The organism is Microbacterium sp. RD1 (assembly GCF_052220165.1).
Classification (GTDB): Bacteria; Actinomycetota; Actinomycetes; order Actinomycetales; family Microbacteriaceae; genus Microbacterium.
On record NZ_JBQPOL010000003.1, the window covers coordinates 310,502 to 335,976 of the forward strand.

The 25,475-nt window shown below is 70.6% G+C and carries 25 protein-coding genes; 7 read left to right on the forward strand and 18 right to left on the reverse strand.

Annotation, left to right across the window (positions count from 1 at the left end; genetic code table 11):
• The 4 genes from ACTU3I_RS16030 to ACTU3I_RS16045 form a co-directional block, all read right to left on the reverse strand.
• Complete coding sequence (locus ACTU3I_RS16030) at window positions 1–741, reverse strand: ABC transporter permease (RefSeq protein ID WP_442926707.1); 741 nt, start codon at window positions 739–741, stop codon at window positions 1–3.
• A gap of 1 nt (window position 742) precedes the next feature.
• On the reverse strand, window positions 743–1,657 hold the full coding sequence (locus ACTU3I_RS16035) for an ABC transporter ATP-binding protein (RefSeq protein WP_442926708.1): 915 nt from the start codon (window positions 1,655–1,657) through the stop codon (window positions 743–745).
• A 105-nt stretch (window positions 1,658–1,762) separates the two neighbouring features.
• Entirely contained in the window at window positions 1,763–3,595 is a 1,833-nt protein-coding gene (locus ACTU3I_RS16040; RefSeq protein ID WP_442926709.1) for an ABC-F family ATP-binding cassette domain-containing protein, read from the reverse strand.
• A gap of 59 nt (window positions 3,596–3,654) precedes the next feature.
• Window positions 3,655–4,413, reverse strand: a complete 759-nt coding sequence (locus ACTU3I_RS16045) for an SDR family NAD(P)-dependent oxidoreductase (protein WP_442926710.1) — start codon at window positions 4,411–4,413, stop codon at window positions 3,655–3,657.
• 145 nt (window positions 4,414–4,558) lie between these two features.
• Between ACTU3I_RS16045 and ACTU3I_RS16050 the strand changes: the two genes are divergently transcribed.
• A complete protein-coding gene (locus ACTU3I_RS16050; RefSeq protein WP_442926711.1) occupies window positions 4,559–5,449 on the forward strand; it encodes an AraC family transcriptional regulator N-terminal domain-containing protein in 891 nt (296 codons plus the stop codon).
• A 29-nt stretch (window positions 5,450–5,478) separates the two neighbouring features.
• Complete coding sequence (locus tag ACTU3I_RS16055; RefSeq protein ID WP_442926712.1) at window positions 5,479–5,691, forward strand: KTSC domain-containing protein; 213 nt, start codon at window positions 5,479–5,481, stop codon at window positions 5,689–5,691.
• A gap of 49 nt (window positions 5,692–5,740) precedes the next feature.
• On the opposite strand, the gene ACTU3I_RS16060 is transcribed toward ACTU3I_RS16055, so the two are convergent.
• The 6 genes from ACTU3I_RS16060 to ACTU3I_RS16085 all read right to left on the reverse strand — a co-directional run bounded on the left by ACTU3I_RS16060 (window position 5,741) and on the right by ACTU3I_RS16085 (window position 10,214).
• The gene (locus ACTU3I_RS16060) at window positions 5,741–6,664 is read right to left on the reverse strand and encodes an ABC transporter substrate-binding protein (protein ID WP_442926713.1); all 924 of its coding nucleotides are present in this window, start codon (window positions 6,662–6,664) and stop codon (window positions 5,741–5,743) included.
• 46 nt (window positions 6,665–6,710) lie between these two features.
• Window positions 6,711–7,448, reverse strand: a complete 738-nt coding sequence (locus ACTU3I_RS16065; protein WP_442926714.1) for an ABC transporter permease — start codon at window positions 7,446–7,448, stop codon at window positions 6,711–6,713.
• Window positions 7,445–8,134, reverse strand: coding sequence for an ABC transporter permease (locus tag ACTU3I_RS16070; RefSeq protein WP_442926715.1), 690 nt, complete (start codon window positions 8,132–8,134; stop codon window positions 7,445–7,447). The genes ACTU3I_RS16065 and ACTU3I_RS16070 overlap by 4 nt, the downstream gene beginning before the upstream one ends.
• Window positions 8,131–8,955: an ABC transporter ATP-binding protein gene (locus ACTU3I_RS16075; RefSeq protein ID WP_442926716.1), complete on the reverse strand. Its 825-nt coding sequence runs from the start codon at window positions 8,953–8,955 to the stop codon at window positions 8,131–8,133. Before ACTU3I_RS16075 ends, ACTU3I_RS16070 begins: the two co-directional genes overlap by 4 nt.
• 19 nt (window positions 8,956–8,974) lie before the next feature.
• Window positions 8,975–9,277: a DUF427 domain-containing protein gene (locus ACTU3I_RS16080; protein ID WP_442926717.1), complete on the reverse strand. Its 303-nt coding sequence runs from the start codon at window positions 9,275–9,277 to the stop codon at window positions 8,975–8,977.
• A 136-nt stretch (window positions 9,278–9,413) separates the two neighbouring features.
• Window positions 9,414–10,214: a helix-turn-helix domain-containing protein gene (locus ACTU3I_RS16085; RefSeq protein WP_442926718.1), complete on the reverse strand. Its 801-nt coding sequence runs from the start codon at window positions 10,212–10,214 to the stop codon at window positions 9,414–9,416.
• 64 nt (window positions 10,215–10,278) lie between these two features.
• Here ACTU3I_RS16085 and ACTU3I_RS16090 point away from each other — a divergent pair, with 64 nt between their 5' ends.
• A complete protein-coding gene (locus ACTU3I_RS16090; protein ID WP_442926719.1) occupies window positions 10,279–10,689 on the forward strand; it encodes an SRPBCC family protein in 411 nt (136 codons plus the stop codon).
• Between the two features lie 6 nt (window positions 10,690–10,695).
• On the opposite strand, the gene ACTU3I_RS16095 is transcribed toward ACTU3I_RS16090, so the two are convergent.
• Both ACTU3I_RS16095 and ACTU3I_RS16100 read right to left on the reverse strand, forming a co-directional pair.
• The gene (locus tag ACTU3I_RS16095; RefSeq protein WP_442926720.1) at window positions 10,696–11,643 is read right to left on the reverse strand and encodes a 4-(cytidine 5'-diphospho)-2-C-methyl-D-erythritol kinase; all 948 of its coding nucleotides are present in this window, start codon (window positions 11,641–11,643) and stop codon (window positions 10,696–10,698) included.
• Window positions 11,622–12,686: an aldo/keto reductase gene (locus ACTU3I_RS16100; protein WP_442926721.1), complete on the reverse strand. Its 1,065-nt coding sequence runs from the start codon at window positions 12,684–12,686 to the stop codon at window positions 11,622–11,624. The genes ACTU3I_RS16095 and ACTU3I_RS16100 overlap by 22 nt, the downstream gene beginning before the upstream one ends.
• Window positions 12,687–12,815: 129 nt before the next feature.
• Here ACTU3I_RS16100 and ACTU3I_RS16105 point away from each other — a divergent pair, with 129 nt between their 5' ends.
• Window positions 12,816–14,399 carry a stealth family protein gene (locus ACTU3I_RS16105; RefSeq protein WP_442926722.1) on the forward strand — a complete coding sequence of 528 codons (1,584 nt, stop codon included), beginning with the start codon at window positions 12,816–12,818 and terminating at the stop codon, window positions 14,397–14,399.
• Here the strand turns inward: ACTU3I_RS16105 and ACTU3I_RS16110 are convergent.
• Together ACTU3I_RS16110 and rsmA are read right to left on the reverse strand one after the other, a co-directional pair.
• Window positions 14,350–15,285: a phosphodiesterase gene (locus ACTU3I_RS16110; RefSeq protein WP_442926723.1), complete on the reverse strand. Its 936-nt coding sequence runs from the start codon at window positions 15,283–15,285 to the stop codon at window positions 14,350–14,352. The two genes, ACTU3I_RS16105 and ACTU3I_RS16110, sit on opposite strands and share 50 nt — an antisense overlap.
• Before the next feature lie 99 nt (window positions 15,286–15,384).
• Window positions 15,385–16,242, reverse strand: coding sequence for a 16S rRNA (adenine(1518)-N(6)/adenine(1519)-N(6))-dimethyltransferase RsmA (rsmA, locus tag ACTU3I_RS16115; protein ID WP_442926724.1), 858 nt, complete (start codon window positions 16,240–16,242; stop codon window positions 15,385–15,387).
• Window positions 16,243–16,313: 71 nt separating this feature from the next.
• Between rsmA and ACTU3I_RS16120 the strand changes: the two genes are divergently transcribed.
• The gene (locus ACTU3I_RS16120) at window positions 16,314–17,774 is read left to right on the forward strand and encodes a sugar porter family MFS transporter (RefSeq protein ID WP_442926725.1); all 1,461 of its coding nucleotides are present in this window, start codon (window positions 16,314–16,316) and stop codon (window positions 17,772–17,774) included.
• Between the two features lie 96 nt (window positions 17,775–17,870).
• Here ACTU3I_RS16120 and ACTU3I_RS16125 read toward each other — a convergent pair whose 3' ends face one another.
• The 3 genes from ACTU3I_RS16125 to rsmI form a co-directional block, all read right to left on the reverse strand.
• The gene (locus tag ACTU3I_RS16125; RefSeq protein WP_442926726.1) at window positions 17,871–18,749 is read right to left on the reverse strand and encodes a TatD family hydrolase; all 879 of its coding nucleotides are present in this window, start codon (window positions 18,747–18,749) and stop codon (window positions 17,871–17,873) included.
• Window positions 18,750–18,822: 73 nt separating this feature from the next.
• The gene (gene metG, locus ACTU3I_RS16130) at window positions 18,823–20,400 is read right to left on the reverse strand and encodes a methionine--tRNA ligase (protein WP_442926727.1); all 1,578 of its coding nucleotides are present in this window, start codon (window positions 20,398–20,400) and stop codon (window positions 18,823–18,825) included.
• A 51-nt stretch (window positions 20,401–20,451) separates the two neighbouring features.
• A complete protein-coding gene (gene rsmI, locus ACTU3I_RS16135) occupies window positions 20,452–21,270 on the reverse strand; it encodes a 16S rRNA (cytidine(1402)-2'-O)-methyltransferase (protein WP_442926728.1) in 819 nt (272 codons plus the stop codon).
• Between the two features lie 23 nt (window positions 21,271–21,293).
• On the opposite strand from rsmI, the gene ACTU3I_RS16140 reads away from it, so the two are divergent.
• Both ACTU3I_RS16140 and ACTU3I_RS16145 read left to right on the forward strand, forming a co-directional pair.
• On the forward strand, window positions 21,294–22,880 hold the full coding sequence (locus tag ACTU3I_RS16140; RefSeq protein WP_442926729.1) for a dolichyl-phosphate-mannose--protein mannosyltransferase: 1,587 nt from the start codon (window positions 21,294–21,296) through the stop codon (window positions 22,878–22,880).
• A 4-nt stretch (window positions 22,881–22,884) separates the two neighbouring features.
• On the forward strand, window positions 22,885–23,646 hold the full coding sequence (locus ACTU3I_RS16145) for an AAA family ATPase (RefSeq protein ID WP_442926730.1): 762 nt from the start codon (window positions 22,885–22,887) through the stop codon (window positions 23,644–23,646).
• Here the strand turns inward: ACTU3I_RS16145 and ACTU3I_RS16150 are convergent.
• Complete coding sequence (locus ACTU3I_RS16150; protein WP_442926840.1) at window positions 23,631–25,475, reverse strand: thioredoxin domain-containing protein; 1,845 nt, start codon at window positions 25,473–25,475, stop codon at window positions 23,631–23,633. The two genes, ACTU3I_RS16145 and ACTU3I_RS16150, sit on opposite strands and share 16 nt — an antisense overlap.

Below are 25,475 nucleotides of genomic sequence, written 5' to 3' on the forward strand. Positions count from 1 at the left end.
CTACTCCCAGCGGAAGTACCGGGCCGCCAATCCCCCCGCCACGACCGTCCATCCGGCAAGGACGGCGAGGGAGAAGAAGGACGGCCAGCCGCCCGCCGCGGCGTCTTGCAATGATTGCACGGCGGGGCCGAGCGGGGTGAAGTCGCTGACGGTGCGCAGGACCTCCGGCATCGACTCCCGCGGGATCCACAGCCCTGCGAAGAAGACCAGCGGGAAGAACAGCACCAACCCGAGAGCACTGGCGCCGGCCGCGGTGGGCGCGACGGCGGCGACGAGCAGTCCGATCGCGAGCATGGCCAGCGTGCTGAGCGTGTACGCGATGAGATAACCCAGCGGGTTCGCCGGAAGGGGCACCGCGAACGCGATGCGGCCGATCGCCAGCACCAGGATGCTGACGCCCGCCGAGAGCACCGCGAACATGATCAGTTGTGCGCCGAGAAGCAGGGCGGGCTGCACCGGCGTCGTACGCATTCTGCGCAGCACTCCCCTTTCGCGGTACGCGGCGAACTGCGCCGGAACCGTGTTGACCGCGAGGATCGCGACCCCGATCGCCACGAGGATCGGTGCGTACAGATCGATGACGCGTACGCCTCCGATATCGGGGTCGGATTCGCGGAAGGGAGGGATGCTGCCGAAGACGATGAGCAGCAAAGGCGGCACGACGAGCGCGAACACCCAGATCGTCGGCTCGCGGAAGAACAGCTTCATCTCGGTCGTCGTGAGCGAGGACAGGGCCGACATGTCAGTCCTCCTCGTGAAGAAGGCGACCGGTGAGTGCCACGAACGCGTCGTCGAGAGTGGCACGCTCGATGCGGAGGTTCTCGGCGACGATGCCACGCGCGGCGAGGTATCCCGTCACCGCTGCCACGACGTTCTCCGATCCGGTGACCACGAGGTCCTCGCCGGATGCGCGAAGCTCGCGCACCTCGGGCATCGCCGCCAGCGCGGCACGATCGAGCGGGGCGGCGGCCCGGAACCGCAACCGGGTGCCGTCGGATACCCGGGAGACCAGCCCAGCGGGCGTGTCTATCGCCACCACGCGGCCGGAATCGATGACGGCGAGACGATCGCAGAGCCGCTCCGCCTCCTCCATGGAATGTGTCACCAGGAGCACGGTGACGCCTCGATCGCGGACCCTCTCGATGAGGTCCCACACGTCGCGTCGCGCCTGCGGGTCCAGTCCGGTCGTCAGTTCGTCCAACACCACGACGCGCGGATTCCCGATGAGCGCAAGGGCGATCGACAATCGCTGTTTCTGCCCACCCGACAGCCGGCGGTACTGCCGGGCGACGGTGTCGGCCAGCCGGAGCGACTCGATCAGGTCCGCCGCGTCGGCCGGTGCCGGGTAGAACGATCCGTAGAGCCGCAGAGCCTCGCGCACGGTCAGCTTGCCGGGCAGCTCGCTCGACTGGAGCTGGACGCCGAGCCGGTACGGCAGGGTGGTGCGGTCGCGCACCGGATCGAGCCCGTCGACGCGGATGCGGCCGCCGTCGGGCCGCCGCAATCCCTCGATGCTCTCGACCGTCGTGGTCTTACCCGCCCCGTTGGGTCCCAGAATCCCGAAGATCTCGCCTTCCGCGACGGTGAAGCTGACATCGTGAACCACGGTGCGTTCGCCATAGCGTTTGACGAGGTCTTCCACCTCGATGATCGTCATGCCTCCAGCGTCGCCGAGCGACGCTCGGGCGTCATCGACCGCACGGCGACACCGGCGCACGCATCCGGAGGATGCTCCGATCCACCGATCGGTGGATGCGCTGCCTCAGCCGATGCGCTCGCCCAGCTCGTACCACCGCAGCTCGAGGTCGTCGCGCTCGCTTTCGAGACCGCCGATGCGCTGCATCTCGGAGCCGAGCCCTTCATAGTCCGACTGGTCGTGGTCCACCAGCGCGGCCCGTGCCGTCGCGATCTCCGATTCCAGTCGCGCGATCCGCCGCTCCAGCGCGGCAGCCTCCTTCTGGGCGGCTCGCAGGTCGGCGCCGCTCAGACCCGCCTCGGCCGGTGCGTCCGCCGCGGATGCCGCGGGTCGGGGTGACCGCTGCTCAAGCTGCCGCAGCCGCAGGTACTCATCGACACCGCCGGGCAGATGCCGGAGCCTGCCGTCGAGGATGGCGTACTGCTGGTCCGTGACGCGCTCGAGGAAGTACCGATCGTGCGAGACGACGAGGAGCGTCCCGGCCCAGGAGTCCAGCAGATCCTCCATCGCCGCGAGCATGTCGGTGTCGAGATCGTTGGTCGGCTCGTCGAGGATCAGCACGTTGGGCTGGTCGAGCAGGATGAGCAGCAGTTGCAGCCGGCGCTTCTGACCACCGGAGAGGTCTTTGACCGGCGTGGACAGTTGGGCGCTGGAGAATCCCAGCCGCTCGAGCAGCTGGCCGGGGGTCAGCTCTTGCGCTTTCGAGCCGCTGCCGAGCGTATAGCTCGTACGAAGACCCGAGATCACCACGCGCACGGGGTCGTCCAGATGCTCTTCGAGCTCGTCGAGACGCTGCGTGAGCGTGGCGACACGCACGGTCTTCCCGCGCTTCACCCGTCCTTCTGTGGGGTGCACGCTTCCGTCGACCAGACCGAGGAGGGTGGACTTCCCGGCACCGTTGACCCCGAGGATCCCCGTCCGCTCCCCCGGCGCGATGCGCCACTCGACGCGGTGGAGCACCTCCCTGGTCCCGACCGCGGCGGTCGACCCCGACCCGGGACTCGGCGAGGGGTAGCTCACGGAGGCGTCGAGGAGGTCGACGACATCCTTTCCCAGGCGGGTCACGGCGAGGGACTGCAGCGCGACGCGGTCACGAATGTCGGGGACATCGGCGATGAGGGCATTGGCGGCGTCGATACGGAACTTCGGCTTCGAGGTACGCGCCGGCGCACCCCGGCGAAGCCACGCGAGCTCCTTCCGCGCGAGATTCTGTCGCCGCGCCTCGATCGCCGCGGACTGCCGATCACGTTCCACCCGCTGAAGGATGTACGCGGCGTAGCCACCCTCGAACGGCTCGACGATGCGATCGTGCACCTCCCACGTCATCGTGCACACCTCGTCGAGGAACCACCGGTCGTGGGTGACGACGAGGAGCCCCCCGTCGTTCGGCGCCCAGCGGCGTTTCAGGTGCTCGGCGAGCCAGGTGATGGCCTCGACGTCGAGGTGATTGGTCGGCTCGTCGAGGAACAGCACGTCCCAGTCCCCCGCGAGAAGACGCGCCAGCGCGACACGGCGACGCTGACCGCCGGAGAGGGTGCGAAGCTCGGCATCCCACGGCAGGTCGCCGAGGAGCCCGGCGAGAACGTCCCGCACGCGTGGGTCGCCCGCCCACTCGTGCTCGGGCCGGTCACCGACGACCGCGTGCCCGATCGTGTCCGCATCGTCCAGAGTGTCCGCCTGATCGAGCACGCCGACTGTCACTCCGCCTCGCACGGTCACGCGCCCCGAGTCGGGTTGCCGCCTGCCCGCGAGCAGCGCGAGGAGGCTCGACTTGCCGTCGCCGTTTCGCCCCACGATGCCGATGCGATCTCCCTCGTTCACGCCGAGAGAGACGGAGTCGAAGACGACGGTCGTCGGGTATTCCAGATGCAGGGCCTCGGCCCCGAGAAGATGCGCCATGTCCTTTCCAGGCTACGGGGCGCGGGCGCGTCGACGGGACGCGCGAGCTCCGGACCCGGTCAGAGGTCGTATCCGCCGGAGGCGTCGATGTCCTGTCCGGTGATCCACCGGCTCTCGCGGCCGGCGAGGAAGGCGATGACGGCGCCGACGTCGTCGGGCTCCCCGAGTCGCCCGAACACCGAGCGCTCCGCGAGCGGGGCGACAACCTCCGGGAAGCGCTCGTAGGCGTCATCTCCGAACCTCGTCCTGGTGGGACCCGGCGAGACGGAGTTCACGCGGATCCCGCGGGGCGCGAGCTCCTTCGCGAAGTACCGGGTCAGCACGACCAAGCCGCCTTTCATCGCGCCGTACACGGCGTATCCCGGGGAGATCCCCGCGGCATTGGTCGACGTGCTCGTGGTGTAGATCACGGACCCGCCGTCGGCCAGCATCGGGACGAGCGCCTGTGTCAGGAACACCGGCCCCTTGAGCAGGACACGGTGGAGCAGCTCGTAGCGCTCCTGCGTGATCTCCCCGAGCATCTCCGCCCCGCCCACACCCGCGTTGTGCACGAGCACCTCGAACGCCCCGGCATCCCAGACCTCCGAAAGCACCTCCCGGACCCGATCGGCGAACGCCGGGAAAGCGGATGCGTCGGCGAGGTCCAGCGGCAGCGCGGCGGCCCGCAGGCCCCACTCCTCGACAGCCGTCACGACATCGGCTGCCCCCTCGGGGTGACGGCGGTACGTCACGATCACACCGAAGCCGCGCCTGGCGAGATCCATCGCCGCGGCTTGTCCGATTCCGGCGCTTCCACCGATGATGACGGCAACAGGCATTGTCACATTCCTCCCCCGGACCGTTGTGGCCGGCACGTCCAGCAAAGCCTTCCCACGAGCGTGGTGGTAGAACGTTCGCCGCCGTCTCTTGCCCGTTCCTGTCGATCCAGGTCGCGGGCGGGCATCGGTCTGGTTGACTGACGTCATGTCGGTCGAGCGGCTCCGGACACTGATCGAGCGGAACGCCCGCAGCGAGATCACCGCGCTCTCCGACCGCGTCCACATCTCCCGCATCGACCGCACCGGACCGCCGGAGTTCTCGAGCACCGGATCGCTCTTCGTCCTGCTCGTACAGGGCGCCAAGGAGCTCGTGCTCGGCGACCGCGCCTACACCTACCGTGACGGCGACGCCCTCATCGCCCCCCTCGATCTGCCCACGACGGGCAGCTTCATCGAGGCGAGCGAGGCGGCTCCGTCCCTCGGGTTCTCGATGGCGCTTCAGTCGTCCGTCATCGCCGAGCTCCTGCTGGATCCCGCCGCGCAGACGTCGCTGTCCCCGCGTGCGGCGACGACGTCGCTGGCGGGGCTGAGCGTCTTCCGCGCCTCGGAGGAGCTCGTCGACGCCACGACCCGTCGGGTCGGGCTCGCCGAGCGCCCGCAGGATGAGGCAGTGCTCGCCCCGCTCGTCGAGCGGGAGATCCACTGGCTGCTCCTCCGGGGACCCGCCGGCCCTCTGGTGCGTCAGCTCGGGCTCGCCGGCAGCCGCTTGACGCGCCTCGGGGAGACCGTGCGCTGGCTTCAGGATCACTACCGCGAGGCCGTGCGGGTGGAGGACCTGGCGCGGATGTCCGCGATGAGCCCGTCCGCCTTCCACCGGGCCTTCCTGCAGGTCACCGCTCTCAGCCCCATCCAGTTTCAGAAGCAGCTGCGTCTTCAACACGCCCGCGCCCGGCTGCTGGTGGACAGCACCGACGTCGCGGGCGTCGCGCACGATGTCGGCTACGAGAGCGCCTCCCAGTTCAGCCGTGACTACCGCGCGCGCTTCGGCGCCCCGCCGCGGGAGCATGCCCGCTGGCTTCGGACTGTCGACGTCTGACGTGCCTGAGGACCGCGTAGCGTGGCGGCATGAAGCGGACTCCGCTCCCCTCCAGCGCGATCGCCTCCGCCGGCTACGACCCGTCGACCGCCGTCCTCGAGCTGGAGTTCGTCAGCGGCGACGTCTACCGGTACTTCGCTGTGCCGCCGTCGATCCACCGGGGGCTGCTCGCCGCCGACAGCGCCGGACGGTTCTTCCGCGACCGCATCCGCGAGGTGTATCCGATGCAGCAGGTGCAGTGACGCAGAAGCGGGCCGCCGGATGCCGGCGACCCGCTTCGGTGGCGAGAACTCAGCTCAGGCCGTTCTCCTCGAGCCACTGCGTGGCGATGTCCTCCGGCGATTCCTCGTCCACCGTGCTCTGCACGTTGAGGGCGACGAGCGCCTCGGGAGTGAGCTTGGCGCTGACGGCGTTGATCACCTCGGCGATGTCCGCCGCGACGTCGGCGGAGGCCACCGGCACGACGTTCGATGCCAGGAACAGCCCCTCGGGGTCCTCGAGGACGACGAGGTCCTGGGTCTGGATGGACGGGTCGGCTGTGTACACGTTGGCGACGTTGACCGTGCCGGCGACGAGGTCTTCGACTGTCGTGTCACCGGTGGGCGAGAACCCGACCTCGACCCCGTACGTGTCGAGCAGCCCCTGCGGACCGTAGGGTCGCTCGGCGAGCTCGGCCGGACCGCCGAGAGTGAGCGGGACGTCGACGTTGGCCAGGTCGGCGATCGTCGTGAGGTCGTACTGCTCGGCGAAGTCCGCGGTCACGGTGTAGGAGTCCTGGTCGGATGCCGTGGACTGGTCCAGCACTTCCAGACCCTCGGGAAGGGCATCGGGGAGGGCTGCATAGACGTCCTCCGCGGTGCGGGCCTCGGTCTCCGGGTCGAAGTACTGCAGCAGGTTGCCGCTGTACTCGGGGAAGAGATCGACCGAGCCGTCTTCGAGCAGCGGGATGTAGGCGTCGCGCTGACCGATGTTGAACTGCCGCTCCACGTCGAACCCGGCACCCTCGAGCGCCTGCGCGTAGATCTCCGCGATGATCTCGTTCGAGTAGTACGCCTGCGAACCGACCACGATGGTCTCGCTGCTGCCGGAGTTCTCTCCGCCGGCAGAGTTGTCGTCCTCGAGCGGGTTGCTCGACGCGCAGCCCGCGAGTGCGAGTGCGGCGACGGCCACACCGGCGACGCCGACGAGGCCCTTCCGGATACGTGCTGTGAACATGTGATTCTTCTCTTTCTGGTGGGAGTCGGATGCCTCGGGAGGGAGATCAGGACGGAGCGGGAGCCGCCTCGGCGCGCGGCGCTCGCACGGTCTTCGTCGCGCGGCGGCGGACGGATGGGTCCAGGCGCACCCCGCGGGGGACGGACGCGCGCTGAGCGAGGGCGAACAGCCCGTCGAGCACGAGGGCGAGCACCGCGACGAGGATGGCGCCGGCGATGATGACCTCGATCCGGCGGAGAGCCAGTCCGGCGATGATGTACTGACCGAGGCCCCCGAGGCCGATGTACGCGGCGATCGTGACCGTCGCGACCACCTGGAGCGTGGCGGCACGGATCCCGCCGAGCAGCAGGGGCAGCCCGAGCGGCACCTCGATGCGCCAGAGGATCTGCCACTCGGTCATTCCCATCGCCCGGCCGGCGTCGACCACCCGACGGTCGATCGCCTCGAGCCCGGTGTAGGCGCCGGCCAGGAGCGACGGGATGGCGAGGACCACGAACGTGATGACGGCCGCCTCCGGCTTGTGCAGCACACCCAGCAGAAGGGTCAGCAGGACGAGGAGACCGAAGGAGGGGACGGCGCGCGCCGCGCCGGACACGGCGACGGCGATCTCGCGCCCGCGACCGGTGTGCCCGATGTACCACCCGAGGGGGACGGCGACCACGGCGGCGAACGCGACGGAGACCGCCGTGTAGACCAGCTGCTGGAGGATCGCGACCGGGATGGGGTCCATCCGTCCGGTGTCGCCGGAGAAGAGCCACGCCAGCGCGTCGGTGAAGAGGTTCATGCGCTCGCCTCCACCGGCAGTACGGCGCTGCGACGCGCGCGCGAACGCGGAACGCGTCGCGTCCACGGCAGGAGGAGGCGTCCGGCGAGCACCAGCAACAGGTCCAGCACGAGGGCGAGGACGACGACGGCGACGACGCCGGCGAGGACCTCGGGAACGATCCGCCGCTGCAGGCCGTTGGTGAAGAGGTAGCCGAGGTTGGTGATCCCGACGAGGATGCCCACGGTGGCCAGCGCGATCGTGCTGGCCGAGGCCACGCGGAGTCCCGCGAGGATGACGGGCCCGGCGAGGGGGAACTCCACCGCCCAGAACCGCCGGAACGATCCGTATCCGAGCGCGGTGGAGGCCTGCCGGACACCGTCGTCGACGGATTCGAGACCGTCAGCGACGGAGCGCACCAGGATCGCCACCGCGTAGATCGTGAGGGCCACGATGAGGTTCGTCTCGCTCGTGATCGCGTACCAGCCGGTCGCGCTGGGGAGCAGGATCAGCAGCGCGAGCGAAGGAATCGTGTAGAGCAGACCGGTGATCGTGATCACGCCGCTGCGCACCAGACGATAACGCCACGCCACCCAGCCGAGCGGGACGGCGACGACGAATCCCAGCAGCAACGCGATGAGGCTCTGACGGAGGTGAACAAGGGTCAGCTCCGCGATGAGGTCGAGATTGTTCCCGACCCAGTTCACGACTCCGGCCCCGCGACGAGCGCCCCCTGCGTGCGGCCATCCGCATCGACGACGACGGTGCCCGTGGCCGTCTGCTTGAGGTGGAGCGCGCGCCTGCCCTTGTCCGCCCCGATGAAGCTCGCGACGAAGTCGTCGGCGGGGTTCTCGAGGATCTCTTCGGGTGTGCCGACCTGGGCGATGCGGGCGCCCTTCTGCAGGATCACGACCTGGTCGCCGAGGAGGAAGGCCTCGTCGATGTCGTGCGTCACGAAGACGATCGTCTTGCCGATCTCCCGCTGCAGGCGCAGGAGCTCCTGCTGCAGCTCGGCGCGCACGATCGGGTCGACGGCGCCGAACGGCTCGTCCATGAGGAGGATGTTGGGGTCGGACGCGAGCCCGCGCGCGACACCCACCCGCTGCTGCTGCCCGCCGGAGAGCTGACCGGGGTAGCGATCGGCCATGGCCCGGTCGAGCCCGACGGTGTCCATCAGCTCCAGTGCGCGTTCGCGAGCGAGCTTGCGCTTGACGCCGCGCAGCACGGGGACGGTGGCGATGTTGTCGGCGACGGTGAAATGCGGCAGCAGTCCGGAGTTCTGCATGACGTAGCCGATGCTCCGGCGCAACTCGACCGGGTTGCGCCCGGTGATGTCGTCGCCGTCGATCGAGATGGTGCCCGCCGTGGCGTCGACCATGCGATTGATCATGCGCAGGAGCGTGGTCTTGCCGCACCCGGACGAGCCCACCAGCACCGTCGTCTTGCGCGGCGGGAGAATCAGGCTGAAGTCGTCCACCGCGTGCGTGCCGTCGGGGAAGACCTTCGCGACGCGGTCGAATTCGATCATGTCGGGAGGGGCCGGCGACTCAGTCGACGACCTCGACTTCCTTCCAGAAGGCCACGTATCCCGAGAAGTCCTTGCCCACGCGCTCGATCGCCGTCGGATAGGGCTCCGGATAGGCCCACGCGCGGTCGGGCAGTGATGTGTCGCCCACGCTGACGGTGTAGTACTGGCACGCCCCCTTCCACGGGCACGTGTAGGGCGTGGGGCTGTCGACGAGCACACCCTCACGCACGCTCTGCGGAGGGAAGTACCAGTTCCCCTCGATCGAGACGAGATCCTGCCGGTCGGCCTCCGCGATCACGGTGCCGTCGAGTACTGCCTTCATGGTTCCTCCCGGGGTGTCGGCGCGTCGCACAGCGGCGGCCGTCAGTGGCTGTCACGCTACCCGAGCGCTCCGACACGGAACGCGGGGGTGTCATATGTTGTCATCACCGCAGGCCTCCTGTACATTCCCGCCGCGCTCATTCCGGCAGGAATCGCGCGGCCTGCGGCCCAGCCTGCCGCACGGCTCGGACATATGCGGCCGGCGTGAGCCCGGTGAACCGGCGGAACACCCGGATGAGGTGGGACTGGTCGTAGAACCCGGCCTCGACGGCCAGCGCCGCCCAGCCCACCTCCGCGGCTCGGCCGGCGAGGTCGACGAATCGGTCGAAGCGCACCAGGTCGGCGAACGCCTTCGGCGTCACGCCGATCCCGGCACGAACCGCGGAGATCAGCGCGTCGTGGGACACCTCGGCGAGCGCTGCCAGCTCCGGGACCGGCCGCCCCGGGTCCTCGGACACGGCCTCGACGAAACGGCGGGCCACGGCATCCGGGCTGCCGCTCCGGCGCCGCGTCAACGCCGATTCGAGGCGGGAGATCGCCGTCTCGAGAGACAGGCCGGGCAGCTCGTCACCGAGTCGCGCGAGCTCGGGGAACTGCTCCCCCACCTCGACGACGCGCCCGGCGAGCAGGCGCGCGTCGAGCCCGAGCACCCCCGCCGCATCCGGACTCAGCTTCACGCCGATGTTGTCGATGGCCTCGGGAAGCTCGTTCCGCAACGCCGAGGTCTGCAGGCCCGAGCAGAAGACCCGCGAGACGACGGTCGAGGTGCCGCGGGCGACGTCGACGGTGCGATACGCCCCGCCGCCATTGACCACGAGGTGCAGTGCCGGGGTCGGGAAGATGCGCTCCGTGCGCCGGGGCGGAACAACCCGCACTCCCCACAACACCGTCGCGACATCGGCGAGAGCCGCCGCGGGTGCGCGTTCGAGGTACTCCATCCCGCCTCCCGATCGTGCCGAATATATCCAATACGGCGCCTTCGTCCGTCCGTACCGTGGCGCCATGACCCTCGCCTTCTCCGATCGACGACTTCTCCCCGCCTCGCCGGATGCGGTGTGGCAGCTCCTCACCGATTGGCCGCGCGGGCCGCAGTGGCTGCCCGGCGTGAGTGACATGCGCGCCGACGGACCGCTCGCCGTCGGCACGGTCGTGCATTTCACCGCCCGCGGCAGGGCGAGAACCTCGACCGTCTCCGCGGTCGAGCCCGGGCGCACGCTGACCTTGACCAGCCGGCAGCCCGGAGTCCGGGCCGACTATCGATATGCTCTCGCTCCCGTCGATGCGGGCACAGCTGTCGAGCTCGCAGCCGACATCGAGACTCGTGGTCCGATGCGCCTTCTGGGCCCGGTGATCCGCAGAGCGATCGCCGCGGAGGACGGCGCGCAGCTCGAGCGCCTGGCGAGACTGCTCTGACGCGGGTCAGATGGTGCGGGCCCCCTGCACGGGCCCATGCACGTGCAGGGCGTGGAGCCCGGCCGCGCTGAGGGTCACCCGCAGATCGATCGCGGATGCCTCGTCCGCGGCCAGGAACGCCAGCGTCGGCCCCGAACCCGACACGATGCCCGCCAGCGCACCGGCGCGCTCGCCGGTCTCGAGGATGGCGGCGAGGTCGGGGCGCAGCCGCAACGCCGGAGCCTGCAGATCGTTGCGAAGCGCCGCAGCCAGCATCCCGGCGTCACCCTGCCGCAGCGCGTGCAGCACGTCCGCGTCGACGGCCGGCTGGCGACGCCGCGGAGCGATGTCGACCGCGTGGCGTCGCCGATGCTCATCCAGCGCCCCGTAGACGATCGGCGTGGACATCCCCTCCTCGTGCGGCACGAGCACCCAGTCGAAACGGCCGCGCGCCAACGCCGGGCTCAGCTCGTCGCCGCGCCCCGTGCCGATCGCCGTTCCGCCCTGCAGGGCGAACGGTACATCCGCGCCGAGGCGCGCGGCCAGGCGCTGCAGCTCGGCGGAACCGAGCCCCGTGCCCCAGAGCGCGTCGCACGCGACGAGGGTGGCGGCCGCATCCGCGGATCCCCCGCCCATCCCGCCGGCCACCGGCACCGTCTTGCGGATCTCCAGGCGGACGCCGGTGCGCACGCCCGTGGTCTGCGCGAGCAGACGCGCCGCCCGGACGGCGAGGTTGCGATCGTCGACCGGTACGTCGCCGAGGACGACGGTGCCGGTCACCTCGACGGTGATCTCGTCGTCCTCCGTCGCCCAGACCTCCTCGTACAGCGAGACGGCCTGATATGCGGTGGCCACCTCGTGGTAGCCCTCGTCGTCGACGTCGCCCACCTCGAGGAAGACGTTGATCTTGCCGGGGGCGCGAACGCGGACGCCGTCGTCGGATGCGGCCAGGCTCACGGGGCCGATTCCGCCCACCGGTCGAGGTCGATGCTCTCGGCGAGCGCGTCGATCCGCTCCAGCTCCTCGGCGTCGAAGGCCGGACCGCCGAGGGCAGCGAGGTTGTCGTCGAGCTGCTCGACGCGCGAAGCGCCGATGAGGGCCGAGGTGACGGTGGCGTCGCGGAGCACCCATTGGATCGCCATCTGAGCGAGCGACTGACCGCGCTCCTTCGCGACGATGTGAAGGCCGCGCAGCGCCGTGATGGCGGCGTGCGGCAACGCGGTGTGCGGCAGCGACGAACGCTTCTGGGAGCGCTGAGCCCGGCCGTCGCCGAGGTACTTGTCCGTCAGCACGCCCTGGGCGAGCGGTGTGAAGGCGATCGCCCCCATCCCCTCCTGCGCGAGCACCCGGGTGAGACCGTCCTCGATCCAGCGGTTGAGGATCGAATACGACGGCTGGTGGATGACGAGCGGAGTTCCGAGCGACCGGGCGACGGCGGCGGCCACGGCGGTCTGGCGCTCGTCGTACTGCGAGATCCCGACGTACAGCGCCTTCCCCTGGCGGACGAGGGTGTCCAGCGCCACGATCGTCTCCTCGATGGGCGTCACGGGGTCGGGGCGGTGGGAGTAGAAGATGTCGACATGATCGAGGCTCATCCGCCGCAGCGACTGCTCGGCGCTCGCGAGGATGTATTTGCGCGAGCCGAGATCGCCGTACGGGCCGGGCCACATGTCCCAGCCCGCTTTGGACGAGACGATGAGTTCGTCGCGATACGGCGCGAAGTCCTCACGCATCATCCGGCCGAAGTTCGTCTCGGCCGAGCCGTACGGCGGCCCGTAGTTGTTGGCCAGATCGAAGTGCGTGATGCCGCGGTCGAACGCGTGCCGCAGGAGCGTGCGCTGCGCATCGAAGGCGACGTTGTCGCCGAAGTTCCACCACAGCCCGAGAGAGATCGGCGGGAGGTACAATCCAGAGGAGCCCACCTGCCGATACCCGGCCGCCGCGTAGCGATCGTCGGACGCGGTGTACGGGCGATGGATGTCTTTCACGTCCGGGCGGAAGCGCGGTCGGTCGGTCACCCTCCGACCCTAGCGCTCACGTCCTGTCGTCCACCTCCCCCCGCGGCGAAATGCCGCCGTAACGAACACCCCTTACCGTGGGCGAACGCGCCATCCGGCGGTCCCCCGGAAACCAGGAAGGAGAGCACCGTGCGCCGTATCGTTCCCCTCCCCATCGAGATCGACCCGTGGCGGGCCCTGCTGGCCCGCGAGGACGTCCGCCTCGTGGACGGAGTCCTGCATCTCATCACCGACGAGGTCGCCCCCGCCGAGGCTCTGACCGCAGACCTGATCGACGTCGCGACCGCCCTCGAAGACGCCGGCATCGACGTGATGCTGGTCCGCGACAGCAACCGCCGCCCCACCCTGGTGGCCGATGCCGATGACGCCCCTCGCGCACTCGCCGCCCTCCAGTCCGCACGCAGCGACGAGCCGTTCTATCTCAAGGCCCGGGGCGATGACCCGATCCCGATGCACGGCCTGGAACTCGAGGCCGGTGCGCTCGCCTCCTACACGGTGTACCGCCCTCGCACGAGCAGCAACGGCGCCTACCGCTACGGCGCATCGCTCGCGCCGCGCCTGGAGTTCTGGCGATTCGGGGAGGCGCTCGTCGAGGCGCCACGGCCGACGGTCCTCACCCGCCGGGTGATCCCGCGTGAGGACTTCGCACCGACGACGGTGGAGCGCTACGGACGCCCCTGGCGCTCGGTGGCGGGCATGTTCGACCCGCACCCCAACGAGGTGACCGACGAGATCGACATGGTCTTCTCGTGGGTCGACGGGTCATCCAGCGAGTTCCAGCGGCAGCGGGCGGCCCGGATGAAGGGGTACGTCGTGGGGGACGGCGACGACTCCCCCGCCCGGTTCCGGCAGGTGGACGAGCTGCGCTTCGCGCTGCGGAGCGTCCACATGTACGCGCCGTGGGTGCGGCGCATCTTCATCGCGACCGATTCTCCGCGGCCGGACTGGCTGGCGGAGCATCCCGGCGTCACGATCGTTCCGAGCGAGGAGTTCTTCGCCGACACCGCATCGCTCCCGACGCACAATTCGCACGCCGTGGAGGCGCAGCTGCACCGCATCCCGGGGCTCGCGGAGCACTTCCTCTACAGCAACGACGACATGTTCTTCGGGCGGCCGGTGTCGCCCGAGCTGTTCTTCAGCGGCGGCGGCGTCAGTCGCTTCGTCGAGAGCGGGGTGCGCATCGGCACCGGCGCGCCCCATGTCGGGCGCTCCGGTCACGACAACGGCCTGCGGGTGAACCGCGCGCTCCTGCAGGAGCGTTTCGGGCGAGCGATCACGCACGACCTGGAACACTGCGCCGTGCCGATGCGCCGCTCGGTCGCCGCCGAGCTCGAACGGGAGTTCGCCGACGACTACGCCCGGACCGCGGCGAGCCGCTTCCGATCCGCCACCGACATCTCGGTGACGAACAGCCTGTACCACTACTACGCGCTGCTGACCGGCCGCGCCGTCGTGACCCGCGAGCCGCGCGTGCAGTACGTGCAGACGACGCAGCTGGAGTCGCTTCGCGTCATGGAGCGCCTGGTGCGACGGCGCGACACCGACATGTTCTGCCTCAACGACGGCAGCGTCCCCGAGATGCCGGAGGAGATGCGCGTACGGGCGCTGCGCTCGTGCCTGGAGCGCGCGTTCCCGATCCGCGCTCCGTGGGAGCGCGACGATGTCAGTGCAGGATGGGAAGAGGAGCAGTCGGCGGCGCAGTCCGCGCGCTGATCTCGCCGGCTGCGCGCACCTCGATGCCGGCGTCCCGCAGCCGCGAGGCGGATGCCGCAGCGTCGACGTACTGCAGGGGCGCCGCGGCATCCAGTGGCACGACGGAGTGGACGATCGTCTCGTCGTAGACGTGGATGAGGTTGAACCCCTGCGCTCCGTCACGCGGGCGCGTGCCACCGATGGGCACGGTGAGGTCCTGCGTGTAGCAGGTGGCCGAGGCCACGGACACGGGGATCCCGGCGAACGTCGCGAACGTGGAGTAGTGGAGGTGCCCGCCGAGGATCGCGCGCACGTCCGATCCGCGGAGCACGTCGGCCAGGCGCTTCTGATCGCGCAGCTCGACGGAGGCGGCCAGGTCGAGCACGCTCGGGACGGGCGGATGGTGAAGCGCGAGGATCGTACCCAGCGGCGCGGGCGTCGCGAGCACCCGTGAGAGCCACGTCAGCTGGGCGTCGGAGACCTCGCCGTGGTGGGCGCCCGGGACCGTCGTGTCGAGCGTCACGACACGGAGGCCGTCGAGTTCGTCGACCCGGTCCACCGGTGCGGTGGGCGCGCCGATGTCGGCGGGCAGCAGCCCGGCCCGGAACGCGGCGCGGTCGTCGTGGTTTCCCATGACCCAGACGACGGCGGCCCCCAGCCGCTCGGCGAGAGGCTCGACGAGGCCACGGACGCGGTCGTACGCCTCCGGCTCGCCGTGGTCGGCGAGGTCGCCCGTGAAGATGAGTGCGTCGGGCGTCACCCCCGACGACTCGATCGCCGCGAGCGCGCGAGCGAGGTACGCCTCGGCGTCGATGCTGTCATAGAGGCGTGCCCCCTGAGCGAGGAGGTGCGTGTCGCTCAGATGGAGGATGATGCGTTCGGCTTTCGGGTATTCCGCGTAGCGCATGGCTCTCCCTGGCGCCGCACGGTGCGGCGCATGGATATTCCAGTGTGGCGTCCGGGGAGAAATGTTACCGGCATGTTTCGTGAACGGAGCGGAGATTCGTCATGAATCCTCGGAATCCGCCGAAACGCGCGCGACGCGCTGGAAGTCGTCGATCGACAGCTCCTCACCGCGCGCGGTCGGCGCGACCCCCGCCCGCTCCAGCACCGCCGAGGCCGCCGCCGATCCGCCCAGCACTCCTGCCAGCGCCTGCCGGAGCATCTTGCGCCGCTGCTGGAACGCGGCGTCCACGATCGCGAAGGTGCGAAGGCGCTCGTCCTCCGTGCCGCGCGGCGCAGCGTCGCGTGAGAACGCGACGAGCACCGAGTCGACATTGGGCACCGGCCAGAAGACCTGCCGGGAGATCGTGCCCGCCAGGCGCCACGGGCCGTACCAGGCGGCTTTCGCGCTCGGCGATCCGTACACCTTCGAGCCGGGCGGGGCGGCGAGCCGCTCCCCCACTTCAGCCTGCACCATCACCACGCCGCGCGTCAGCGCCGGGAACGTCTCAAGGAAGTGCAGCAGCACCGGCACGGACACGTTGTAGGGCAGATTGGCCACGAGCACGTCCGGATCGCCGGGCAGTTCCGTCACGCGGAGCGCGTCGGCGGCGACGACCGTGAGCGCGCCGTCGGGGACCCCGCGCTCGGCGGCGGTCTGCGGCAGTCGCGCGGCCAGCCGGGAGTCGATCTCGACGGCGACGACGTCGGCTCCCGTCTCGAGCACCGCCAGGGTGAGCGAGCCCAGGCCCGGGCCGATCTCGACCACGCGGTCATCCGCGCTCACCCGCGCCGTCTGCACGATCTTGCGCACGCTGTTGGCATCCACGACGAAGTTCTGCCCGAGCTTCTTGGTGGGGACCACGTCGAGCTCCGCGGCGAGGCGGCGGATGTCGGCGGCGCCGAGGAGGGTGACGGGCATCCTTTCACTGTAGCCAGATCGATGCGCACGCCTCCTGCGCGGCGGGCGCGGCGAGCGGTACGGTGTCCCCCATGAGCACACCCGGAACCACCGCGGACAACGCGTTCTCGCTTCGCAGCCCCTACGGGCGCCGGGCGATCGGGCTGTCCGTGGCCGCCGCCGTGGGCGGCTTCCTCTTCGGATTCGACTCCTCGGTGATCAACGGCGCCGTTGACTCCATCGAGGGGCACTTCGCACTGAACGACTTCCTGACGGGCTTCGTCGTGGCCGTCGCGCTGCTCGGATGCGCCGTCGGGGCGATGATCGCCGGCGCCCTGTCCGACCGCTGGGGGCGCCTGCGGGTCATGCTGCTGGGCGCGGTGATGTTCCTCGTGTCCTCGATCGGCTCGGCCCTGACCTTCAGCGTCCCCGACCTGATCCTGTGGCGCGTCATCGGCGGCCTCGGGATCGGGATCGCCTCCGTCGTCGCGCCGGCGTACATCGCCGAGATCGCGCCGCGGCAGGTGCGCGGGGCGCTCGCGTCGCTCCAGCAGCTGGCGATCACGCTCGGCATCTTCACCGCGCTCCTGTCCGACGCGCTGCTGGCGAACACCGCGGGCGGCGCGTCCGACGTGCTGTGGCTCGGCATGGAGGCGTGGCGCTGGATGTTCCTCATCGGCGTCGTGCCGGCGGCGGTGTACGGCATCCTGTCGTTCACGGTGCCGGAGTCTCCCCGCTACCTCATCGCGAAGGGGCGCGTCGACGAGGCGAAGGCCATCTTCGCGCGCCTGGTGCCGCCGGACGACCTCGACAGCACGATGAAGGAGCTGACCGACGCGATCGAGTCGGACCGCAAGTCGGCGGGTGCCAGCATCCGCGGAAAGGCCCTCGGGCTGCAGCCGATCGTGTGGATCGGGATCATCCTGTCGGTGTTCCAGCAGTTCGTCGGCATCAACGTGATCTTCTACTACTCCACGACGCTGTGGCGCGCGGTCGGGTTCGACGAGAGCAACGCGCTGCTGTCGAGCGTCATCACCTCGGTGACGAACGTCGTCGTGACCCTCATCGCGATCTGGCTCGTCGACAAGGTGGGGCGCAAGCCGATCCTGCTGACGGGTTCGGTGATCATGGCGCTGTCGCTGGGGACCATGGCCCTCGCGTTCGCCTTCGCCGAGGGGACCGGCAAGGACGTCACCCTGCCCGCGCCCTGGGGCACCATCGCGCTCATCGCCGCGAACCTCTTCGTGGTCGGGTTCGGCGCCTCGTGGGGCCCGCTGGTGTGGGTGCTCCTGGGCGAGATCTTCCCGAGCCGCATCCGGGGCAAGGCACTGGGGCTCGCCGCCGCCGCGCAGTGGCTTGCGAACTTCCTCATCACCGTGACCTTCCCGCCGATGTCCGGATGGTCGCTGCCGCTGACCTACGCGATGTACGCCGCGTTCGCCGCGCTGTCGTTCTTCTACGTGTGGTGGAAGATCCCCGAGACTAAGGGCGTCGAGCTCGAGCAGACCGGCGCGCTGTTCGTGCAGAAGCCGAAGGAGCCCAGCCGCTCCTAGCCGCCGCGCAGCGGGTTTGGGGCGCTGGATGTGTTTCGGGGCGCACAACGGTCGCCCCGAAACACATCCGCCGCCCCGAAACGGCAGGGGAACGGGTCAGTCGAAGGAGCCGTACACCTCGACGGTGTTCGCGGCGAGCTGGGCGCACAGCTCATCGAGGTCTTCGCCGAGCTCGGCCGCGAGAAACCGCACCGTGACCGGCACGAGGTAAGGCGCGTTCGGCCGGCCGCGCAGCGGCGTCGGCGTGAGGAACGGGGCATCCGTCTCGACCAGGATCCGCTCGCGCGGGGTCACGGCGAGCGCGTCGCGGAGATTCTGCGCGTTCTTGAACGTCACGTTCCCGGCGAACGAGAGGTAGTAGCCGCGATCGGCGGCGATGCGTGCCATCGCCTCGTCGCCCGAGAAGCAGTGGAACACCGTCCGCTCCGGAGCACCGACCCGCTCCAGCGTGTCCAGCACCGCCTCGTGGGCGTCGCGGTCGTGGATCTGCATCGCGATGCCGTGCTTCTTCGCCAGCGCGATGTGCGCCTCGAAGGAGCGGAACTGCGCGGGGCGGCCCTCCTCGTCGGTGCGGAAGAAATCCAGGCCGGTCTCGCCGATGGCCCGGACCCGCGGCTGGGCGGCCAGGTCGTCGATCACCGCGATGGCGGCATCGAGCTCACCGGCCGCGTCGTACGCCGGCGCCTCGTTCGGGTGGATCGCCACCGCGGCGAGAACCCGCGGATGCTGCGCGGCGGCCTCCGCCGACCAGCGCGAGGAGTCGATGTCGCCCCCGGCCTGCACCACGCCCGCGACCCCGACGGCTGCTGCCCGCTCGAGGTGCTCCTCGAGCGGCAGGCCCTCGCCGTCCTCGATCTCGAGGTGCGCATGGTTGTCGTAGACCGCAACGGTCAGCGGCTCCGGCGGGTCGGGGTAGGAGACGTCGCGGGACCCCTTCTCGCGCTGCCGCACGTATTGCGACGGATCCCCCGTCATCCTCGCCCCCTCTTGCGTGAATCGGTCGCCATATCGCGCGGAATTCCCGCCGATTCACGCATGTGACGAGGGGTCACGCGTCCTGCTCGACGCGCGGGAACAGCGGCGCGAGCCCGTTGACCGAGGTTCCCGGTCGCAGCGCTCCCCACGCACCCGCCTCGCGGATCGGCTGGTCGACGAGGCGACCGAGGCTCTCGGCGGCGCCGAGGGCGACCCACAGCTTCTCGGTCGCGATCGGCATGACCGGCGACAGCAGCACCGCGAGGGCGCGCAGGCCCTCGGATGCCGTGTACAGCACGGTGTTCAGCCGCTCGCGGCGCGTGTCGTCCTTGGCCAGGCTCCACGGCTCGTTCTCGGTGATGTAGCCGTTGAGCTCATCGACGATCCGCCAGACCGCCGCGATGGCCTCGTCGATCCGGAACCGCTCGATCGCCGCGTCGGCGGCGGATGCCGCATCCGCGACAGTCCGCTGGATCTGCAGGTCCGCCTCGGTGTACTCCCCCGGCGGGGGCACGATCCCTTCGAGGTACCGCTCGACCATCGCGACGGTGCGCGAGGCGAGGTTTCCGAAGCCGTTCGCGAGCTCGGCCTGGTAGCGGGCGGACAGGTCCTCCCACGAGAACGACCCGTCCTGCCCGAAGGCGATCGCCGAGAGGAAGTAGAAGCGGTACGCGTCGGAGCCGAACACGTCGGTGATCTCCGTCGGGGCGATGCCGGTGAGCTTGGACTTCGACATCTTCTCGCCGCCGACGAGGAGCCAACCGTGCGCGAAGACCCCGCGGGGCACCTCGACGCCCGCGGCCATGAGCATGGCGGGCCAGATGACGGCGTGGAAGCGGAGGATGTCCTTTCCGACCACGTGGTAGGCGGGCCAGCGCCGCGCGAACTGCTCGGGGTCGGAGCCGTAGCCGACCGCGGTGGCGTAGTTGAGCAGGGCGTCGACCCAGACGTAGATGACGTGACTCTCGTCCCACGGCACCTGGATGCCCCAGTCGAACGTCGACCGGGAGATCGACAGGTCCTTCAGCCCGCTCTTGACGAACGACAGCACCTCGTTGCGCGCCGACTCTGGCCGCACGAAGTCGGGCACCGACGTGTACAGCTCGACGAGGCGGTCCTGGAACTCGCTGAGCTTGAAGAAGTAGTTCTTCTCCTGCAGCAGCTCCAGCGGCTTGGAGTGGATGGCGCAGACCTTGAGGCCCTCGAAGGGGCCGGTGCCGTCGACGATCTCCGCCTCGGTCTTGAACTCCTCGCAACCGACGCAGTACAGCGCCTCGAACTCGCCGGCATAGATGTAGCCGCGGTCGTAGATCGCCTGCACGAACTGCTTCACGCGCTCCTCGTGGCGCTCCTGGGTCGTGCGGATGAAGTCGTCGTTGGCGACGTCGAGGGTCGTCAGGAGCGGGAACCACGACTCGCTGACGAGCTTGTCGACCCACTCCTGCGGCGTCGCGCCGTTGGCCGAGGCGGCGCGCATCATCTTCTGACCGTGCTCGTCGGTGCCGGTGAGCATCCAGGTGTCGTCACCGGCCTGGCGGTGCCAGCGCGCGAGCGTGTCCACGGCCACGGTCGTGTACCCGTGGCCGATGTGGGGCACGTCGCTGGGGTAGTAGATCGGCGTCGTGATGTAGAAGGATCGGCCGGTGCTCACCCCAGGATTCTACGGGCGCGGCCGGGCGCTCCCGCGCCGTGTGACGCCGGCCTAGGCGCGCGCCGCGAGGGCGGCCTGATACAGCTCGCGGGACGAGTGGCCGGTCTGACCGGCGACCTCGGATGCGGCGGCCTTGAGCCGCGCTCCGCTCACGACGAGCGCGAGCACCTGCGCCACGGCATCCGCGAACACCGTCACCCGGGGAGCGGCGCCGCCGACGACGAGCGCGATCTCGCCGCGCACGCCGCTTCTCGCCCACGCCGCCAGTTCGCCCAGCGTCCCGCGCACGACCTCCTCGTGGAGCTTCGTCAGCTCGCGGCAGATCGCCGCCGGCCGGTCGGCGCCGAAGGTCGCCGCCAGGTCGTCGAGCGTCGCAGCCAGCCGCGTCGGGGCTTCGAAGAACACCAGCGTGCGCTGCTCCGCCGCGAGCGCCGTGAATGCTGAGCGACGCTCTCCGGGTTTGCGCGGCGGGAAGCCCTCGAAGGCGAAGCGATCGGTGGGGAGCCCGGACACCGCCAGCGCCGTGAGCACCGCGCTCGGGCCGGGAAGCGCCGTGACGCGCACGCCGGCGGCTGCCGCGGCGGACACGAGGCCGTAGCCCGGGTCGCTGACGGTCGGCATCCCCGCGTCGCTGAGCACCAGCACGTCGCGTTCGCGGGCGAGCTCCACGATCTCGCCGGCACGCTCCTTCTCGTTGTGATCGTGCAGGGCGACCAGGCGCGGCCGATGCGCGACGCCGAGGCCCGCGAGCAGGCGCTGCGTGGTCCGGGTGTCTTCCGAGGCGACGACCTCGACCGTGGCGAGCGTCTCGACGAGGCGCCGGGACGCGTCGCCGAGGTTGCCGATCGGCGTCGCGCCGAGGATGATCACCGCCCCAGCATAGGCTGGGGGCCGTGACGTCGACCGCCGAGAGCCCGCGGACGCTGGCGGCCGTCACGCGGTGGGACCGCTGGCGGGCCCGGGTGGGCGCCGACGCCCGCCACGTACGGCTGTACAGCTGGCTCGCTCCGACGCTGGTGACGCTCCTCGCGGGGATCCTGCGCTTCGCGGGCCTCGGGCACCCGCACGCGATCGTGTTCGACGAGACCTACTACGTGAAGGACTCGTGGAGCCAGTGGGCCCTCGGATACCCGGCCATGTGGCCCGACGAGGCCGACCCTCGGTTCCTCGCAGGCGAGAGCGACATCTTCCGCTCGGTCGGCAGCTATGTCGTGCATCCGCCGCTTGCGCGTTTCTTCATCGGTGCGGGAATGGCGCTGTTCGGTGCCGACTCCCTGACGGGATGGCGCGTGGCCGTGGCGGTGTTCGGCACCGCCACGGTGCTCGTGCTGTACCTGTTCGCCCGGACGCTCACCGGCTCGCGGGCGTTCGCGACACTCGCCGCGTTCCTCCTGGCCATCGACGGCCTCGCGATCGTGATGAGCCGCATCACCCTGCTCGACGGGATCCTGACGTTCTTCGTGGTGCTGGCGTTCTGGTTCGTCGCCCTGGATCGACGGCGATCGGCCGACCGGCTCGCCGCGCTCGTCGTGCACCGCGATCGCAGGTCGTGGGGACCGGTGCTGTGGGCGCGGCCCTGGCTGATCGCGGCCGGTGCCGCCGCGGGCGCGGCGACGGCCGTCAAGTGGTCGGGCCTGTACGTGCTGGCGGCGCTGGGCATCTTCGTCGTCGTCTCCGACGCGCTCCAACGCCGTCGCGCCGGCATCCGGCAGTGGCCCGCGGATGCCGTGCTCCGGCAGGGTCCGGTGTCGTTCCTGCTCCTCGTCCCCGTCGCCGCCGCGGTGTACCTCGTCTCCTGGAGCGGGTGGCTGCTCACCGACGGCGGGTACTCGCGGCACGTCGTGGATGCGTCGCCCGCGTCGGGTGTGTGGGCGTGGGTGCCGCTGCCGCTTCAGAACCTGTGGGCCTACCACCAGTCGATCTACAACTTCCACGTGGGTCTCACGACGCCGCACGCCTATCAGAGCCCGGCGTGGCAGTGGCCGCTCCTGCTGCGTCCCACCTCCATGTGGTGGCATCAGGATGCCGTCGGCGACAACGGCTGCACCCTGCCCGGCGGATGCACCGAAGCGATCTCGAGCCTTCCCAACCCGATCCTGTGGTGGGCCGGGGTCGCGGCGGTGATTTATCTGATCGTGCGCCTGGTCCGCCGCGCGGAGGGGCGGGCATCCGTCGCCCTCGTCCTGACGGGCGTCGTGGCGACCTACGTGCCGTGGCTGTTGTACCCCGAACGGACGATCTTCCAGTTCTACACGGTGGTGCTCCTGCCGTTCCTCGTGCTCGCGGTCGCCTTCGCGCTGCGGGACATCGCCGCGCCCGCCTCCCCCGATCCGATCCGCCGCGCCAGTGGACAACGCGTGGTCGCGGTGTTCCTCATCGTCGTCGTCCTCGTCTCGGCCTTCTGGTACCCGGTGTGGACCGGCCTGCCGGTGCCGTACGAGTTCTGGCGCCTGCACAACTGGCTGCCGACCTGGGTCTGACTCCGTGGCGCGCACCGACGAGTGGCTGAACGACGAGCGGCCGATCCAGCGCGTGGGCGTCTACGCCGACGCTCCGATCGACGAGCAGACGTGGCCCACGACCGTGCCCGCCGTCGCGCAGTTCCTCGCTCAGGCGCGGCGGGGCGGGTGGGAGTTCGCGCCCGGCGTCACCTTCCTCGTCGGCGAGAACGGCTCGGGGAAGTCGACCCTCCTCGAGGGCATCGCCGAGGCGTTCGGGCTCCCCGCCGAGGGCGGCACGATCAACGGCGGAACCGAGACGGCGCGAAGCGTCTCACCGCTGGCATCCTGGCTGCGGATCGAGCGGAGTCCGCGCGCGCCGCGGTGGGGTTTCTTCCTCCGTGCCGAGACGATGCACGGCTACTACTCCTACCTCGACGACCTGCCCGGGTCGCCGCCGAGCCTGCACACCCTCAGCCACGGCGAGTCCTTCAACGCTCTTCTCGACGACAAGCTCGACCATCCGCGGTACCGCACCGGTCTGGCGTGCCTGGACGAGCCGGAGGCGGCACTGTCGTTCTCGTCGACGCTGCGGTGGCTGGCGTCGCTGGATCGGATGCGGGCGCGGGGCACCCAGGTGATCTGCGCCACACACTCCCCGGTCCTCGCCGCCCTGCCCGGAGCGACCATCCTCGAATTCGGCGAGTGGGGCATCCGCACCTCGGCGTGGGAGGAGCTCGAACTGGTGCGCGCGCACCGGAGCTTCCTCGACGCGCCGGGGCGATTCTTCCGTCACCTGCTCGACTGAGCCTCGAGGGCGGCCGGATCGGTGACGGGAAGCCGGCAGGCGAACGCCCGGCAGTCGTACGCCGTCGTACGCCCCTGCTGCGGCGTCTTGCCCTCGAAGAGGGAGAAGCCCGCGCTCACGAACGCCTCGGCCTGCTGCGGGCTGACGACAGCGACCACATCCGCGCGGATGCCGCGAGCGCGGTCCGCGATCGCATCGGCGGGGTCGCCCACCACGACGAGCTGGTGCGGAGCCGAGGCGAGCCCGGCCGCGACCTCGAGGATCGCGCCGTGGGCGATCGGGGCGGCCAGCGCCGCGGGCGCCGCGGCGCGGACGAGCGAGACGGCGACGTCGCGGTAGCGCTCCCCCGCCCCGAGCTGCCACAGCAGGAGCGCCGCGGCCGCGAACACCGACGGGCCCGACGGCGCGGCGCCGTCGCTGGGGACTCCGGCGGGGCGCATGCCGTGTGCCCGGAGCACCGGGTCGCCGCCGCCCGGGACGGCCACGACGTCGTCGACGGGGAGGCATGCGTCGACGAGTTCACGCGCGCGCACCGCATATGCCGGCTCACCCGTCGCCTGGGCGAGCAGCAGCAGGCCCCGCGCGAGCCCGCCATAGTCCTCGAGGGTCGCCGGAGCGGCCGACACGATCTCGTCGAGCGATGCCCGCCGCAGCAGGCCGTCGGGGCCGACGTTCGTCTCCAGCACGGCGTCGGCGGCCCATCGGGCGGCCTCGACGAAGCGCGGCTCGCCGAGGGCCGCGCCGGCACGAGCCAGTGCGCCCAGCGCCGAGCCGTTCCATCCGGTGACGATCTTGCCGTCCAGCGCCGGGGGCGGCAGCGCCGCCCGGGCGTGCGCGTCGCGCCCGTAGTAGCCGCCCTCGTTGCGCTCGCCGTCGATGATCGACTCGGAGTCCTGCGCCGCCGCGATGCCCCCGGACGGCTGCTGCAGGACGTCGACGAGGAACCGCGCGGCGTCCCGGGCGATGTCGGGCTCGCCGGCGTCCAGGGCCGCCTCGATGAGCCCGGCGTTGTCGGTCAGCATCCGCTCGTAGTGCGGCACCGTCCAGTCGCGGCGCGTGGCATAGCGGAAGAAGCCGCCGTCGACAGAGTCGTGGAGCTCGGATGCCGCCATCGCCGTCAGCGCGCGGCGGGCGACCTCGGCCGCCTCGGGCACCGGCTCGGCCAGCGGCGGCGAGACGAGGAAGCGCAGGACCGGGACGTTCGGGAACTTGGGGCTCTCGATGCCCGTGCCCGACGCGAAGCCGCCGTATCGGCGGTCCTCATGGCGGACCACTGCTCGCGCCGCTTCTGCCAGATCAGCCGGTGACGGCTGGCCCGGTGCCGACTCGACGGCAGCTCGCGCGAGGGCGTCGCGCAGCGCGGCGCCGGTCTTCTCGACCTCGCCGCGGCGCGACGTCCACGCCTCCCGGACGGCGGCGAGCACCTCGCGGAAGGCCGGCATCGGCGGGCGCGGCTCCTCCGGCCAGTACGTGCCGGCGTAGAACACGCCACCGGCCGGTGTCGTGAACACCGTCAGCGGCCAGCCGAGGTTCGGCGTGAAGGCGGATGCGGCGTCGAGGTAGGCGGCGTCGACATCGGGGTGCTCTTCGCGGTCGACCTTGATCGCGACGAACCCGTCGTTGATGATCGCGGCGGTGGCCTCGTCGGCGAAGGACTCGCGCGCCATGACGTGGCACCAGTGACAGGTCGAGTATCCGATCGACACGAGCACCGGCACGTCCCGGCGCTGCGCCTCGGCGAACGCCTCCGGCCCCCAGGCGTACCAGGCGACCGGGTTGGTCGCGTGGGCGCGGAGGTAGGGGCTGGCGGCGGTCGCGAGGCGGTTCAG